This window comes from Microlunatus ginsengisoli (assembly GCF_039537205.1).
Lineage (GTDB): Bacteria > Actinomycetota > Actinomycetes > Propionibacteriales > Propionibacteriaceae > Microlunatus > Microlunatus ginsengisoli.
Genome location: NZ_BAABAB010000015.1, coordinates 148,342 through 163,161, shown reverse-complemented (window position 1 = coordinate 163,161; position 14,820 = coordinate 148,342). Strand labels below are relative to the sequence as shown.

Sequence of the window (14,820 nt, the reverse complement as noted above, 5' to 3'; positions counted from 1 at the left end):
GATGCTGCAACACCTGCACACTTTTCGGGGTTGGACCGGGCCGCGAAGGCCGGATCTCTTAGACGCGCCTGCGTGCGCGAGCCCACCAGGAGCCCGTGGGCGAGCGTCGTTAGCGGCGCGCCCGATCCGGTCTGGACTGAGGAGTGAACGCGGCACTCACGGGCAGCTGACTGCACAACCCTATGGACGAGTGCCGCGCGAACGACGAGGGAAGGCCGGATCTCTCAGGCGCGTCGCGTGCGCGAGCCCACCAGGAAAATCACGCCGCGAGGAGCATCGCCAGGGCGGCTGTGTCGGCGTCGCCGGACGGGTCCACGCCGGCCCGGCTGACCAGCTGGGTGACCGTGCCCTCACGGTCGGCCTCGACCCAGGCGGCCCGATGATCCAGGCCGAGGTGCGGCAGGCCCGGCAGGAACAGGCAGCCGGAGGCGACCTCGTACTCCGGAACCGAGCGCAGCGTGCTCGACGGTGGATGCAACACGACCAGCCCGGGCGGCTGCGGGTTGCCGAACTGACCGGGCAGCAGCGGGTGCTCCCCCATCAGCTGGCCCTCCTTGACCACCAGCCCGACCGCGCCGGCATGCGGCTCGTCGGGCAGGTCCTCGCTCACCCGGAAGACGGTGGAGAGCGGCAACAGGCCGGGTACGGCCGCCATCCGGACGGCCAGCACGAGGAACTTCGCCCACTCGACCGTGTCCTGCGGCCACCGCCCCAGGAGCATGAATCCGTACAGCGTCCCCTCCGACTGCAGGGGCGCGACCTCGACTGCCGATGGCCGAAAGCCATCCATGATGACCTCCCTCGACGTGCACCAATCACCAGACCGGTTGATCATGTCCACTGACACACCTGGTGGGCACATCGTGACCGGGATTGCCCTTAGCACTCAAGAGTGCACGAGTGCCAGGCCGGATACGCCTCGCAGCGCCGAAACGTAACGAACTCGCGAGATTCGTAACGAACCCGTCTCCGCACGTGTGGGCCCGCTCACTCGACCGGGCCGAGCCGGCGGAGCTGCCCAGCGAGCAGAGCCGGTACGTCCACGGCGCCCCGGTCGTACAGCCACTGGAACTGCAGCCCCTCCCACAGTGCGACGAACGACGTGGCGGCACTGCGCTGCCTGCCGTCCCGAAGTGCGGCGCGGGCCAACTCCGCGGCGACGTACGTCCGTGTGCCGGAGAGCCGGTCGCGGAAGTACTGGTGCGCCGGGTGGTCGGGCGCGGTCGCCTCGCAGCAGAGCACCGCGTGTGCCTCGATCAGTCCCGGCGCATCGCGGACCGTGCCGGCGAGACCCTCGACCGCCGCCCCGAGGTCGGCGGGTCCGGAGCCGTCTCCCGGTCCGGGGAGGCCGCCGGCGTCGCGCCGGCGCAGCACCGCCTCCAGCAGCGCCTCCTTGGTCGGGAAGTGATAGAGCAGGCCGGACTTGGAACTGCCGACCGCGTCGGCGACATCCTGCAGGCTGGTCTCGTGGAACCCGCGGCTGGCGAAGAGCTCGGTCGCCCGGTCGATGATCAACGCCTTCTTCGCACCGGCCGCGGGGCTGCCGACGCGGGCCGGCTCGGTCCCCACAGAACCGCGGACGGGTGCCCCTGTCACCGAGTCCGCCCGCGCGAGGCGCCCGCTCGAACGCGAGGCCCGGCCGCCACCGAGCAGGGCCTCGAGCCAGCGGGCCAGCTCACTCGGCACGTCGATCGAGGGATCGTACAGCGACAGCAGCTGCAGCCCGTCCCAGACCGCGGCCAGCCGGGTCGCCTCGGTCCGCGGATCCTCGACGTGGCGCCCCAGCACGGCCGCGTTCTGCTCACGCAGCCACTCGTAGCGTCGGCGCATCCGATCGTGGGCCGGGTGGTGGGCGCTGCTCGCCTCGCCGGCGAGCATCGTGAACAGCGCGACGTAGCCCGGGATGGTCGCGTTGTGCTCGGCCAGCTCGACCATCGACGCCGGCGCCAGCGGTCCACCCTGCCGGTCGATCCAGACATGGTTGGCCCGCTCGAGATCGTCCACGACTGCGTCGAGGATCGCCTCCTTGCCGGCGAAGTGCCGGAGCAGTCCCGGGTGAGTGAGACCGGCGGCCGCGGCGATGTCGCGTAGCGACACCGCCCGATAGCCCTCCGTCACGAACAGCTGCCGTGCGGCATCGACGATCTGCTCCCGCCGGCGGGTGCCACGGACGTACGGGCCGCGAACGTACGGGCCGCGGGGGGCGCCGGCCTCTGCCATCGCACCCTCCGTCACCATGATCGACTTGAATTGTTACCACTCGGTCTGATTGACTGTAGCAGCCGACGACGCCGGCCGCCAGATCCTCAGTCAGCAAGGGAGTTGCGTGATCATGACCAGCGAAACCACGACCGACCTCGACACCAGCTACCGGGATCCGGCGCTGCCGGTGGCGGATCGGGTCGAGCGGTTGCTGGCCCAGATGACGGTGCCGGAGAAGGCCGGCCTGTTCTTCCAGTGCATGATCAGCATCGGCCCGGACGGCGAGCTCGGCGACGGCAACCCGGCGTTCAGCATCCCGTCCCCGGACGAGCTGGTCGCCGGGCGGCACCTGAACCACTTCAACCTGCTCGGTCCGCTGGCGGACCCGGCGGTCGCGGCTCGCTGGCAGAACAAGCTCCAGGAGCTCGCAGCCTCCACCCGACTGGGCATCCCGGTCACTCTGTCCACCGATCCGCGACACTCCTTCACCGACAACCCGGGAGCGGCGTTCAACGCCGCCGCGTTCTCGGAGTGGCCGGAGACGATGGGACTGGCCGCGATCGGCGACGAGGATCTGGTCGAGCGGTTCGCCGACATCGCCCGCCAGGAGTACGTCGCGGTCGGCCTGCGTTGCGCCCTGCACCCGCAGGTGGATCTGGCCACCGAGCCCCGCTGGGCGCGGGGATTCGCGACGTTCGGTGAGGACGCGGACCTGACCAGCCGGCTCGGCGCGGCGTACATCCGCGGCTTCCAGCGCGGCGATCAGGACGGCGCGTTCGGTCCCGGCTCGGTCTCCACCATGACCAAGCACTTCCCCGGCGGCGGCCCGCAGCAAGACGGCGAGGACCCGCACTTCGCGTACGGCCGCGAGCAGATCTATCCCGGCGGCCAGTTCGAGCTCCACCTGAAGCCGTTCGAGGCGGCGCTGGCGGTCGGCGCCCGGCAGATGATGCCCTATTACGGGATGCCGGTCGGCACCGAGTTCGAGGAGGTCGGCTTCGGCTTCAACAAGGGCGTGATCACCGGCCTGCTGCGCGAGCGCTACGGCTTCGACGGCATCGTCTGCACCGACTGGGGTTTGATCACCGGGCACATGATCATCGACGCGTTCCATCCCGCCCGGGCCTGGGGGGTGGAACACCTGTCCGAGCGCGAGCGGATGATCAAGTGCCTGGAGGCGGGCGTCGACCAGTTCGGCGGCGAATACGGCGCCGACCTGCTCGTCGACATCATCACCGCCGGCGAGGTGAGCGAGGACCGGATCGATGTGTCGGTCCGCCGGTTGCTGCGGGAGAAGTTCGAGCTCGGCCTCTTCGACGATCCGTACGTCGATCCGGACCGGGCGGCGGCGACCGTCGGCAACGCCGACTTCCGGGCGGCCGGCGAGGCAGCCCAGCGCGCCTCGCTGACCCTGATCACGAACTCCGCCGGCGCCGACGGCACGCCGACCTTGCCGCTGCGGCCGGGGCTCGCGCTCTATGTCGAGGGGATCGATCCCGATGTCGCCGCGGCGTACGGCACTGTGGTCGGCTCCCCCGCCGAGGCCGACGTCGCCGTGCTCCGGTTGAAGGCGCCGTACGAGACCCGGGCGACCGCGTTCGAGAACTTCTTCCATGCCGGCTCGCTGGAGTTCCCGGCCGACGTCGTCGCCCACGTGACCGAGGTGGCCGCGCAGGTCCCGACCGTGCTCGACGTGTTCTGCGACCGGCCGGCGATCCTGACCCCGTTCGTCGACGCCGCGGCCGCGATCGTGCTGGACTTCGGCGCCAGCGGTGCCGCGCTGCTCGACGTGCTGTCCGGTCGAGCCCGGCCGCAGGGACGGTTGCCGTTCGATCTGCCCTCCAGCATGGCGGCGGTCGTGGCCAGCCGGCCGGACGTACCGTTCGACACCGCGGACCCGCTCTTCCGGTTCGGTCACGGGCTGAGCTATCCCGAGAGCTGACGACGCCCGGCACGAGCGCGTCCCGCCGGCCTCGCCTCCGTTCCCCCCACCCACCTCAGCGCATTTTCCGTCCATGGCTGGGTTTTCGGGGTGCTCCGTGCCCGAGGACACCCGAATTTCCCGCCGCGGTCGGAATTTGCGCGGGGGTCGCTCGAGCGCGCACGGCCGGAGCCGCCAACGGGTGGTCGGGCCGGCGCTGACCTAGGGTGGGCGGCGTGCGCGCATCGAAGAGCGGCCCCAAGCCACCCGAGATCGTCGCCCCGCGGCTGGGCGCCCATCTCGGCGATGCGATCGCGGAGGACGCGATCGACGCGGAGCTGCATTCCGACGAGCGCTACGTCGACGCCGACTTCACCGGTCTGAACCTGACCTCGACGTCGTTCATCGGCTGTTCCTTCGAGCGGGCCCGGCTGCTGGACACCGTGCTGCGTGGCGCCCAGTTCTCCGATTGTGTGCTGGACGAGCTGGACGCGCCGACCCTGTCGGCACCCCGATCGTCCTGGCGGAGCACCACCGTGGCGGGGTCGCGGATCGGCTCCGGTGAGCTGTACGAGAGCACCTGGCGCTCGGTGGTGATCGAGGGCGGCAAGATCAACTATCTGAACGCCCGGTCGGCGGCCTGGCGCGACGTCGCGTTCCGGGACTGCGTGATCGACGAACTGGATCTGTCCTACGGCAAGATCAGCCGGCTGGTGCTGGACGGCTGCCGGATCGGCACGCTGGACGTCTCGAACGCCTCCCTGACCGACGTCGACCTGCGCGGCGCCCGGCTGAGCACGGTGAACGGGCTCGGCGGGCTCGCCGGCGCCTGGATCACCGAGACCCAGCTGTTCGAGTTCGCTCCGCTGCTGGCCACCCAGCTGGGCATCCATATCGCCGTGTGACGTCGCAAAACCGACACTCGATGCCCGAAATCGGCGTTCTGCCGCGGATCCGGACGATCGAGCGCCCGATTTGCGTCAGTCGCGGCTTGCAGGCAGCCGGATCTCGGCCCGCGACACATTCGGCTCGGTGCCGAAGCCGACCGAGCCGCCCGCCCGGCGGACCAGCTCGCGGACGATCGGCAGGCCGAGCCCGGTGCCGCCGGCGTCCCGGTCGCGGGCATCGTCCAGCCGGGTGAAGCGATCGAACACCCGCTCGCGGTCGGCCGGCGCGATGCCCGGACCGTCGTCGGCGACGGCGATCAGCACGTCGCCACCGTCGGCGACCACCGACAGCGTCACCGCCGAGCGGGCATGGCGCACCGCGTTGTCGACGAGGTTCGTCACCGCTCGGCGGAGTTCGTCGACCGAGGCGGTCACCCTCGCGGCCGGGTCCAGCCGGTCGGTGCGGACCGCGACCCTTGCCTCGGCGTAACTCTCCGCGATCGCGGTCAGCAGCGCGGCGACCTCGACCCGGTCGACCCGTGCCGGCAGTGGCGCGTCCGCGTCGGCACGGGCCAGCAACAGCAGATCCTCTACCAGTGCGGACAGTCGGTCCACCTCGGGCAGTAGGTCCGCCGGGAGCCGACCGGCCTCGCCGAGGTGCTGGGCCACCTCGAGCTGGGTCCGCATGCTGGCCAGCGGACTACGCAGCTCGTGCGCCGCGTCGGCCACGAACGTCCGCTGCCGGGCCCGGCCGGCGGCGAGCCTGCCCAGCATGTCGTTCAGGGTGAGCGCGAGCGCCTGGATCTCGTCCCGCGCCGGCGGCACGGGCAGCCGTTCGGGAGGTGGAAGCGGTCCGCGAGCACCGGCCCCGCCTTCCACGCTGGCCCCGATCCGCTCGGCACCGAGTCGCAGTTGCTCCACCGGCCGCAGAGTCCAGCCGATCACGTACCAGGCGATCACCGCGAGCCCGGCCACCAGCAGCGGGATGGCGATCATCAGCGACGTCCGCAGCACGAACTGGCTGGTCAGCACGTCCCCCACCTGCACCGCGACCAGCACACTGACCGGGTTGTCCGCCGGTCCGGCGCGGATGGCCCGAACCCGCAGTGGCCCGACGGTGCCGGCGCGCGAGCCGGGCACGGTCACCGTGCCACCGGCGAGCGCCCGGGCCAGCTCGGCCGGGCGCAGCAGCGGAACCAGCCGGTCGGCGGTCGCTGACCCGCTGACCACCCGTCCCTGGGTGTCGATCACCTGGATCACCTGGGCGCCGCTGACCGGCACCGGGTTCGGCAGCCGCTGCTGGTCGACCATCGCGGCCACGTCCCGGGCGGCCGCCGATGCCTCGTTGTCCAGCGTCCGATTGACCGCGTACGCCAGGGTCGCGTACAACACGAACGCACCGCCGGTGAGGCCGACCAACATCCCGACCACGCCGATGGTGATCAGCCGCCAGCGCAGGCTCAGATTGCGCATGCGTCCACCGCCGGCGTCCGGCGGGCCGGGGCGATCACGTGTCGGCCAGCCGGTAACCGGCCCCGCGGACGGTGAGCAGGCGCTCGGCACCGACCTTGCGCCGCAGATAGCCGACGTACACCTCGACGGCGTTGGCCGCGACCTCCGCCGCGTTGTCCCAGACGTGGTCGAGCAGCTCGGCCTTGCTGATCACCCGGTCCGGGTTGCGCATCAGGTACTCCAGCAGCACGAACTCGCGCTGGGTCAGCGACACCGGCGCGCCGTCGACGGCGACCTCGCGCCGGGCGGGGTCGAGCGAGATCTCGCCGACCTGCAGCACGGCCGGCCGGGCGACGACGCCGCGGCGCAGGAGTGCCCTGATCCGGGCCAGCAGCACGACGTAGCTGAACGGCTTGGTCAGATAGTCGTCCGCGCCGTCATCGAGGGCGTCGGCCTGGTCGTACTCCCCGTCCTTGGCCGACAGCATCAAGATCGGCACCCAGTTGTCCTCGGCGCGGAGCCGGCGGACGATCTCGAAGCCCGACATCCCCGGCAGCATCACGTCGAGCACCACCGCGTCGAAGTCGCCGAAGCTCGCCTGCCGCAGTCCCTCCGGACCGGTGTGCGCGACCTCGACCGCGAAACCCTCGGCGACCAGCCCGCGGCGCAGCGCCTCGACCATCCGTTCCTCGTCGTCGACCAGCAGCAAGCGCACGACGGCAAGCCTACGGACGCCGGCCCGACGCGTCGGGGACGACAGGCGAGCCGGCCGAGCAGAGCCGCCACTCGGCGGCAAGACCGCACACCCCCGCACCCATGGGCTACTCCGCGCGGGTTCGACCTTGTCCGCGCGACCCCCTTCACGCGCGAAGCACGTCAAACCCGAGCGAAGACCACACGGCGCAGTATCCCGACCGGCGGAGCGACGCTTGCCGAGCGAAGCAATCAAGCCCGACGCTGCGCGCCGGGGAGTGCAGGAGTGTTCGGTGAGACACGCCTTTCCGTCTCACCGAACGCGACGAACGACCCGGCCTGAAGCGCAGCGGAGCGCTGGAGCGAGGCTTGCCGAGCGAAGCAATCAAAGGCGCTGCGCGCCGGCAAGTGCAGGAGCGTTCGGTGAGACACGCCTTTCCGTCTCACCGAACGCGACGAACGAGCCGGCCTGAAGCGCAGCGGAGCGCGGGAGCGAGGCTTGCCGAGCGAAGCAATCTAACGGGGCGTGCGAGCCGCGGCTTCGCAGGCCAGCGGCATGACCTGCGAAGCCTAGGTGCGACTCGAACCGCGCGCGCGAGGTTGCACCATACGGGGTCCTATCCGCCTCGCCCGCGCCCAAACGCGGCTCAGCAACCTCACAGCGGCTTCGAGCCAGAATGAAGCCCATGCGGATCTTCCAGTCCCACCCCGCCCTGCGCTGGGCCGTGCCCGCGATCGTCGTCGGCGTGGTCGGCGGCACGAGCCTGATCGCGGTCAGCGCGAGCGCCGATGCCGCCCTGCCGGACGAGACACCCCAGCAGCTGCTCGTCGACCTGCAGAACTCCCATGTGGACAGCTTCAGCGGGACCGTCGTGCAGACCTCCGACCTCGGGCTGCCGCAGCTGCCGGGCATCGGCGGCGACTACGACACCAGTCTGACCTCGCTGATCTCCGGTACGCACACGCTGCAGGTCTGGTCGTCGGGCGAGGACAAGCAGCGGCTCGCGATCCACGGCACGCTCGGCGAGACCGACATCATCCGCAACGGCACCGACGTCTGGAACTGGTCCAGCCGGGACAACGCGGCGACCCACACGAAGCTGAGCTCGGACACCGCCGAGCCGGAGCACGCGGTCCCGTCGGACGCGCCGAAGACGCCGCAGGAGGCGGCCGCCAAGGTTCTGGACGCGATCGAGCCGACGACGACGGTCAGCACCAACCCGGCGGTGAAGGTCGCCGGCCGGGACGCGTACGCCCTCGTGCTGGAGCCGAAGGACAGCGGCTCGCTGATAGGCCAGGTGCGGATCGCCATCGACGGGGAGAAGAAGGTCCCGCTGAGCGTGAAGGTGATCGCGACCGACGGCACCACGGTGTTCGAGACGGCGTTCAGCTCGATCGACTTCGGCACCCCCGATGACGCCAACTTCACGTTCAACGCGCCGCCCGGGACGAAGGTGACCGAGGAGAAGCCGCCGACCGTCGACAAGGACAAGGTCGCCGAGCGCAAGGCTCAAGCGGAGAAGGACGCAACGGCGGCGCAGAAGGACACCACGGTCGTCGGCAGCGGCTGGTCGACCGTCGTGGTCGGCAAGGCCGACCTGTCCAAGGCGAGCACCGAGGACTCGACCCACAGCGGCGAGCGGGGCGGCGCCGCGTCGATGCAGCAGATCCTGAACGCGCTGCCGAAGGTCTCCGGATCGTGGGGCAGCGGCCGGCTGCTGGCCAGCAAGGCCTTCTCCGTGGTGATCACCGACGACGGCCGGTTCGCGGCCGGCGCGGTCGCCCCGGAGACGCTGTACAAGGCCCTCAGCTGACCACCCAGCACCTCCCTTCCCCGGAAACTGTGCACTTCTCGCAGTCGCGCTCGGCGTGTCGCTGCACGACGCGCACAGTTTCCGGGCCGGGGTGGGGGACGACGTCCGGGTCGGAGACGGGGAGTCGGCGGCCGAGATGGCGGTGATCGCTGGCGCGACCCGTACGGTGGGGGCCGTGAGCTCGGAGGGTGCCGGTGAGCCGGAGGCGCTGATCCGCACCCGGCGCCTGACCAAGCGGTTCCGGCACGCGACCGTGGTGGACGGCATCGACCTGACCGTGCCGGCCGGCGCGATCTACGGCTTCCTGGGGCCCAACGGGTCGGGCAAGACGACCACCATCCGGATGCTGCTCGGGCTGATCCGGCCGGTGGCCGGGGAGGTCGAGGTGCTGGGGCTGCCGATCCCGGCCCGGTCGGCCGAGGCGCTGCCCCGGGTGGGGTCGCTGGTCGAGGGCCCGGCGTTCCACCCGTACCTGTCCGGGTGGGCCAACCTCGCCCGGATCGATGCCGCCGATCCCGCCGCCGACCCGCGGACGGCCCGGACCCGGATCGACGCGGCGCTGGATCGGGTCGGGCTGCTCGCCGCCGCGACCAAGCGCTACCGCGCGTACTCCCTCGGCATGCGGCAGCGACTCGCCATCGCCAGCGCGCTGCTGATGCCGCGGGAACTGCTCGTGCTGGACGAGCCGACCAATGGGCTGGATCCGCAGGGCACCCGCGAGGTGCGCCACCTGATCGGACAGCTGGCGCAGGAGGGCGTCACCGTTCTCGTCTCCAGCCACCTGCTCAGCGAGGTGGAGCAGATGTGCAGCCACATCGGTGTGATGTACGAGGCCAAGCTCGTCTGGCAGGGCCGCATCGACGACCTCCGGGCCGGGGCCGTGCAGACGGTCCGGGTCGAGACCGAGCAGCCGGCGGAGGCGGCCCGGGTGCTCACCGACCTGGGCCTGGCCGACGTGGCGCAGGACCCGGACGGCCGGGTGGTGACCGGACTTCCCGGCGAGGTGGAGATCGCGTCGATCGTGCCGCGACTGGTGCGAGAGCACGTCAGCGTGCTGGGCTTCACGGTCAGCGCGCCCAGCCTCGAGGACCTGTTCGTTCAACTGACCGGGGAGGGTTTCGATGTCAGCGGCTGAGACCCTGGTCGTCGGGGCCTCCTCGACCCCGGCCAACACGCGCGGTGGCTGGCGGATCGGCCGATTCCTGCTGTCGGAGCTGCGGCTGATCGCCGGGCGGCGCCGCAACATCGCCGGGCTCGGCGTGCTGGCAGTCGTGCCGATCATCATCGCGATCGCGGTCCGGGTGTCCGCCGACGATTCCGCCGGCGGGCCGACGTTCGTCAACGCGATCACCGGGAACGGGTTGTTCGTGGCGTTGGCCGCGCTGACCGTCGAGCTCCCGCTGTTCCTGCCGCTGGCGATCGCCGCCGTCTCCGGCGACGCGGTGGCCGGCGAGGCCAATATCGGCACCCTGCGCTACCTGCTGACGATCCCGGTCGGACGTACGCGCTTGCTGCTGGTGAAGTACCTCTCGCTGATCATCTCGGCGGTCTGGGCGACCGCCCTGGTGGCCGTGGTCGGCGGGGTGATCGGCATCGCGCTGTTCGGCACGGGACCGATGATGACCCTGTCCGGACTGCAGATCCCGTTCGGTGCCGCGCTGTGGCGGATGGTGCTGGTGGTCGGCTACATCTCGGCGATCCTGGCCGCCTTGGGGGCGATCGGGCTCTTCGTCTCCACACTCACCGAGCAGCCGATCGGCGCCATGATCGCGGTCGTCCTGGTGAACGTGATGATGTACGCCCTCGACTCGATCTCGCAGCTGTCCTGGCTGCACCCGTGGCTGCTGGTGCACTGGGCGACGGCGTTCGGAGACCTGCTCCGCACCCCGATGTTCACCGAGAACGTCTCCCGCGGGCTGCTGGTCGCGCTGGCCTACGCCGTGGTGTTCTGGTGCCTGGCCTGGGCCCGGTTCTCCAACAAGGACGTCAGCTCCTGACCGCGGCCCTCATCGCCCGCCTGCGCGCTGCGGGCTGCGTGTTCGCCGAGGACGAGGCGCGGCTGCTGCTCGCCGCGGCGCGATCCGATGCCGACCTCGAGGCGTACGTCCGCCGCCGGGAAGGCGGTGAACCGCTGGAGGTGATCCTCGGCTGGGCCGAGTTCTGCGGGCTCCGGGTCGGTGTCGAACCGGGCGTGTTCGTGCCGCGGCAGCGGACCGCCCTGCTGGTCGATCTCGCGGTGGCCGGACTGCCGAGCGGCCCGGATCGGCGCCCGGTCGTGCTGGACCTGTGCTGCGGCACCGGTGCGATGGGGCTCGCCGTCGCCGCCCGGGTGCCGTGCCGGCTGCTCGCCGCCGACCTCGATCCGGTCGCCGTCGGCTGCGCCCGGCGCAACCTGGCCGACCTCGGGGAGGTGTTCGAGGGGGACCTGTTCGCGCCCGTTCCGCGCGCGCTGCTCGGGCGGATCGACGTCGTGCTGGCCAACGCGCCGTACGTGCCGACTGGCGAGGTCGGGCTGATGCCGCCGGAGGCTCACGAGCACGAGCCGCGGGTGGCCCTGGACGGCGGCTCGGACGGATTGGACGTGCATCGCCGGATCGCCGCGGACGCGCCCGGCTGGCTCGCTCCCGGTGGCCGGCTGCTGATCGAGGTGGCCGAGCCGCAGGTGGACGAGGCGCTCGACCTCTTCGAGGCCGCCGATCTCGAGGCCCGGGTGCATCGGGATCAGGATCGGGACGCTGTTGCGGTCGTCGGCACGAGGCGAACCCGATAATCCGACCCTCGATGTGCTCCTCCGCGACCCGTCCCGCCCGGGAGTGGCCCGCCGAGCCCGACGAGGGGCGGATTTTCGGGTCGGTCACCCGACAGCACCACCCGCGGCGTCGGGATAGGCTCCGTGAGTGCCGAAGGAGAGTAACGACGTCCGGACCGGGCTGGCCAAGGAGGGCCGGCTCTGGGGTATGTCCGCGCTCTGTGCCCTCGGCGGCGCGCTGGCCATCTGGAAGACGAACTCGATCGGCTACGGCATCCTGACGTTCCTGCTCTGCCTCGCCGTCTTCGGCGGCGCCCTGCTGGCCTACGAGCGGCGGCGCAAGCGGTGACCGCGCCGGTCCGTGCCGGGACCGCCCGAACCCATCGCCGGGTCACCTCGTTCGTCCGCAGGAGCACCCGGATGACGCCGGCCCAGCGCCGGGCCTGGGAGTCCTACCGGGACCGCTGGGTGCTCGATGTGCCGCGCGGCGAGACCAGCACATCGGTCGCTCCGGGAGCCACGCTCGACCCGGCCGCGCTGTTCGGCCGCGCCGCGCCGCTGGTGGTCGAGATCGGTCCGGGCATGGGCGACTCGCTCGCCCCGATGGCCGCGGCGAACCGGCACCTAGACGTGCTCGCCTTCGAGGTCTTCGAGCCCGCGATCGCCGCACTGCTCGCCCGGCTGGCGACCGGCGACATCGGCAACGTGCGGATTGCCTCGGTCGACGCGGTGGACGGGTTCGCCCACCTGCTGCCGCCGGACAGCGTGCACGAGGTGTGGATGTTCTTTCCCGACCCGTGGCACAAGGCCCGGCACCACAAGCGCCGGCTGCTGAGCCCGCAGTTCGCCGACCTCGTCGCCACCCGGCTGCGGCTCGGCGGCCGGTGGCGGCTGGCCACCGACTGGCCCGACTACGCGGCCCAGATCCGAGACGTCCTCGACCGGCACCCGGAGTTCGTCAACGAGCATCCGGACGCCGAGTCCGCACCCCGCTGGGTGGACCGCCCGGTGACCCGGTTCGAGCAGCGCGGGCTGGACGCGGGCCGTACCATAACCGACTTCTGCTATCGGCGGGTCGACCCCTCCCCCGAGCTCGACGACGCTCACCCGCGGTCGAGCTCGACGTGAGGTGGCGGCTCGAACTCGCCTACGACGGTACGGACTTCGCCGGCTGGGCGACCCAGCCGGGTCAGCGCACCGTGCAGGGTGAGCTCGAGGAATGGATTCCGCGGGTGCTGCGGCTCGACCGCCCGGTGCTGCTGGTCTGCGCCGGACGGACCGACGCCGGGGTGCACGCCCGCGGTCAGGTCGCCCACGTCGATCTCGACGCGGACGATCTGCCCGACCCTGCCCTCCTGCACCGCCGGCTGGCCCGGGTGCTCCGCGACGACGTGGTCGTCCGGCGGGTGAGCGCCGCACCGCCCGGCTTCCATGCCCGGTTCGGCGCGGTCTGGCGGCGCTACGTCTACCGGTTGTGGGACGGGCCGACCGGGACGGACCCACTGCTGCGCCGGCACGTGACGCGGTTGAGGGCGCCGCTGGATCTCGACGCGTTCAACGCGGCCGCCCAGGGCCTGCTGGGACTGCGGGACTTCGCCTCCTTCTGCAAGCGGCGCGACGGCGCGACGACGATCCGCACCCTGCTGGACTGCCGCGCCGACCGGGTGGCGTCAGGACCGCTCGCCGGCGTGGTCGAGGTGACCGTCCGGGCCGACGCGTTCTGCCACTCGATGGTGCGCGCGGTGGTCGGCGCGCTGACCGAGGTCGGGCTGGGCCGGCGCGACGCCGGTTGGCTGGCCGAGCTGGCCTCCGCCGCGGAACGCCGCTCGGGCGTACCGGTGCTCCCGGCTCACGGGCTGACCCTGGAGGAGGTGGGCTATCCGCTGGACGAAGAGCTCGCGGCTCGAGTCGCGGAGGCGCAGACGATCCGCACCCTGCCCGACGCAGGGGGCCGGAGGCCGGGCGCGAGCGAGGAACATGCGAGTGAGCGTCGGGCAGGCGCTCCGGTCCTCCGTGGCCGCGGAGCGGAAGGCACCAGCAAGGCGACCAGCGGTGAACCCGAGACGGGAGAGCCTTCCGAGACGTGGCCGCGGATGACCGGACTCCCAGCGCCGGGCGCGAACGAGGAAAACACGTGAGCCACTATTTCAGCAACGACGGCGCCGGCTCGGACCAACGCCGGTCGGTGGAGACCACCATCTGGGGCCGGGATCTGACCTTCGCCACCGCCGGCGGCGTGTTCTCCGCCGACGGACTGGATCTGGGCACCGCCGTGCTGCTGCGGACGTACGACCCGCCGGTCGGGACACCGCGCATCCTCGACCTGGGCTGCGGGTGGGGTCCGATCGCGGTCGGCGTCGCGCTCGCGTGCCCGGGCGCGACCGTGGACGCGGTCGACGTGAACGACCGGGCGCTGACGCTCTGCACCGAGAACGCGGCGACGCACGGGGTGGCCGACCGGGTGCGGCCGCTGCGGCCGGAACAGGTCGAGCCGGCGGCGACGTACGACGAGATCTGGTCGAACCCGCCCATCCGGATCGGCAAGGGCGCCCTGCACGAATTGTTGCTGACCTGGCTGCCCCGGCTGGCCGGGGACGGGACCGGCAAGCTCGTGGTGGGCCGCAACCTGGGCGCGGACACCCTGCAACGCTGGCTGCGCGAGCAGGGCTTCGGTTGCGAGCGGGCCGCCTCGGCGAAGGGATTCCGGGTGCTCGAGGTCACCCGCTGAGGTCAGTTGGAGCGGCCCCGCTCGCTCTCCGCGAGGGGGCCGAGCGCCTCGCGGGCGACCCGCTTCGGCACCACCATCCGCCAGGCGTCCAGCAGCAGCTCTCGCAGCTCGTCCACCTCGAGCGCGGCGAGCCACGCCTCGACCCATTGGAAACGCAGGTCCGAGGGCCGTGGCAGGAAGAACACGTCGGGCCGGGCGGCGACCAACTCCGCCCGCTCCTCCTTCGGGAACGCGAACCCGATCTCGGTCTCGTCCTGACTGAACGCTACGTAGACGATCTGGCCGACCCGGAACTTCACCCGGTCGCGGACCACCACCTCGGTGCTGCGCGGCAGTCCGGACAGCACCGCCCGAACGTCGTCGACGGTGGCCAC

The 14,820-nt window shown here is 71.6% G+C and carries 14 protein-coding genes and 1 pseudogene; 10 read left to right on the top strand and 5 right to left on the bottom strand.

Annotated elements, in window-relative coordinates; genetic code table 11:
* Positions 1 to 259: 259 nt before the first annotated feature.
* Both ABD747_RS11320 and ABD747_RS11315 read right to left on the bottom strand, forming a co-directional pair.
* Complete coding sequence (locus ABD747_RS11320; RefSeq protein ID WP_344804481.1) at positions 260 to 790, bottom strand: peptidase; 531 nt, start codon at positions 788 to 790, stop codon at positions 260 to 262.
* Between the two features lie 197 nt (positions 791 to 987).
* Complete coding sequence (locus ABD747_RS11315) at positions 988 to 2,220, bottom strand: TetR/AcrR family transcriptional regulator (protein ID WP_344804479.1); 1,233 nt, start codon at positions 2,218 to 2,220, stop codon at positions 988 to 990.
* A gap of 112 nt (positions 2,221 to 2,332) precedes the next feature.
* On the opposite strand from ABD747_RS11315, the gene ABD747_RS11310 reads away from it, so the two are divergent.
* Complete coding sequence (locus tag ABD747_RS11310; protein WP_344804477.1) at positions 2,333 to 4,144, top strand: glycoside hydrolase family 3 protein; 1,812 nt, start codon at positions 2,333 to 2,335, stop codon at positions 4,142 to 4,144.
* 215 nt (positions 4,145 to 4,359) lie between these two features.
* Positions 4,360 to 5,028, top strand: coding sequence for a pentapeptide repeat-containing protein (locus tag ABD747_RS11305; protein ID WP_344804475.1), 669 nt, complete (start codon positions 4,360 to 4,362; stop codon positions 5,026 to 5,028).
* Between the two features lie 75 nt (positions 5,029 to 5,103).
* Here the strand turns inward: ABD747_RS11305 and ABD747_RS11300 are convergent, their stop codons facing one another.
* On the bottom strand, positions 5,104 to 6,483 hold the full coding sequence (locus ABD747_RS11300) for a sensor histidine kinase (protein ID WP_344804473.1): 1,380 nt from the start codon (positions 6,481 to 6,483) through the stop codon (positions 5,104 to 5,106).
* A gap of 34 nt (positions 6,484 to 6,517) precedes the next feature.
* Positions 6,518 to 7,177 carry a response regulator transcription factor gene (locus ABD747_RS11295; RefSeq protein WP_344804471.1) on the bottom strand — a complete coding sequence of 220 codons (660 nt, stop codon included), beginning with the start codon at positions 7,175 to 7,177 and terminating at the stop codon, positions 6,518 to 6,520.
* A gap of 664 nt (positions 7,178 to 7,841) precedes the next feature.
* Between ABD747_RS11295 and ABD747_RS11290 the strand changes: the two genes are divergently transcribed.
* The 8 genes and pseudogenes from ABD747_RS11290 (at position 7,842) to ABD747_RS11255 (ending at position 14,446) form a co-directional block, all read left to right on the top strand.
* Positions 7,842 to 8,969: a LolA family protein gene (locus ABD747_RS11290; RefSeq protein ID WP_344804469.1), complete on the top strand. Its 1,128-nt coding sequence runs from the start codon at positions 7,842 to 7,844 to the stop codon at positions 8,967 to 8,969.
* A gap of 55 nt (positions 8,970 to 9,024) precedes the next feature.
* Positions 9,025 to 10,104: an ABC transporter ATP-binding protein gene (locus ABD747_RS11285; protein ID WP_344804467.1), complete on the top strand. Its 1,080-nt coding sequence runs from the start codon at positions 9,025 to 9,027 to the stop codon at positions 10,102 to 10,104.
* A complete protein-coding gene (locus ABD747_RS11280) occupies positions 10,091 to 10,966 on the top strand; it encodes an ABC transporter permease (RefSeq protein ID WP_344804465.1) in 876 nt (291 codons plus the stop codon). Before ABD747_RS11285 ends, ABD747_RS11280 begins: the two co-directional genes overlap by 14 nt.
* A complete protein-coding gene (locus ABD747_RS11275) occupies positions 10,921 to 11,739 on the top strand; it encodes a putative protein N(5)-glutamine methyltransferase (protein WP_344804463.1) in 819 nt (272 codons plus the stop codon). The genes ABD747_RS11280 and ABD747_RS11275 overlap by 46 nt, the downstream gene beginning before the upstream one ends.
* Positions 11,740 to 11,866: 127 nt before the next feature.
* Positions 11,867 to 12,067 carry a hypothetical protein gene (locus tag ABD747_RS11270; RefSeq protein WP_344804461.1) on the top strand — a complete coding sequence of 67 codons (201 nt, stop codon included), beginning with the start codon at positions 11,867 to 11,869 and terminating at the stop codon, positions 12,065 to 12,067.
* Positions 12,068 to 12,138: 71 nt separating this feature from the next.
* Positions 12,139 to 12,846: a tRNA (guanosine(46)-N7)-methyltransferase TrmB gene (trmB, locus tag ABD747_RS11265; protein WP_344804459.1), complete on the top strand. Its 708-nt coding sequence runs from the start codon at positions 12,139 to 12,141 to the stop codon at positions 12,844 to 12,846.
* Positions 12,843 to 13,661, top strand: a pseudogene (gene truA, locus ABD747_RS11260) (tRNA pseudouridine(38-40) synthase TruA); the annotation flags it as partial. The gene trmB and the pseudogene truA, both read left to right, overlap by 4 nt.
* 191 nt (positions 13,662 to 13,852) lie before the next feature.
* On the top strand, positions 13,853 to 14,446 hold the full coding sequence (locus tag ABD747_RS11255) for a class I SAM-dependent methyltransferase (RefSeq protein WP_344804457.1): 594 nt from the start codon (positions 13,853 to 13,855) through the stop codon (positions 14,444 to 14,446).
* A 2-nt stretch (positions 14,447 to 14,448) separates the two neighbouring features.
* Here the strand turns inward: ABD747_RS11255 and ABD747_RS11250 are convergent, their stop codons facing one another.
* Positions 14,449 to 14,820: an MmcQ/YjbR family DNA-binding protein gene (locus ABD747_RS11250; RefSeq protein WP_344804455.1), complete on the bottom strand. Its 372-nt coding sequence runs from the start codon at positions 14,818 to 14,820 to the stop codon at positions 14,449 to 14,451.

What these genes read in the sequence shown, in the direction of transcription:
- ABD747_RS11320 (WP_344804481.1), bottom strand. Translation starts at nt 790, where the DNA reads ATGGATGGCTTTCGGCCATCGGCAGTCGAGGTCGCGCCCCTGCAGTCG.
- ABD747_RS11315 (WP_344804479.1), bottom strand. Translation starts at nt 2,220, where the DNA reads ATGGCAGAGGCCGGCGCCCCCCGCGGCCCGTACGTTCGCGGCCCGTAC.
- ABD747_RS11310 (WP_344804477.1), top strand. Translation starts at nt 2,333, where the DNA reads ATGACCAGCGAAACCACGACCGACCTCGACACCAGCTACCGGGATCCG.
- ABD747_RS11300 (WP_344804473.1), bottom strand. Translation starts at nt 6,483, where the DNA reads ATGCGCAATCTGAGCCTGCGCTGGCGGCTGATCACCATCGGCGTGGTC.
- ABD747_RS11290 (WP_344804469.1), top strand. Translation starts at nt 7,842, where the DNA reads ATGCGGATCTTCCAGTCCCACCCCGCCCTGCGCTGGGCCGTGCCCGCG.
- ABD747_RS11280 (WP_344804465.1), top strand. Translation starts at nt 10,091, where the DNA reads ATGTCAGCGGCTGAGACCCTGGTCGTCGGGGCCTCCTCGACCCCGGCC.
- trmB (WP_344804459.1), top strand. Translation starts at nt 12,139, where the DNA reads ATGACGCCGGCCCAGCGCCGGGCCTGGGAGTCCTACCGGGACCGCTGG.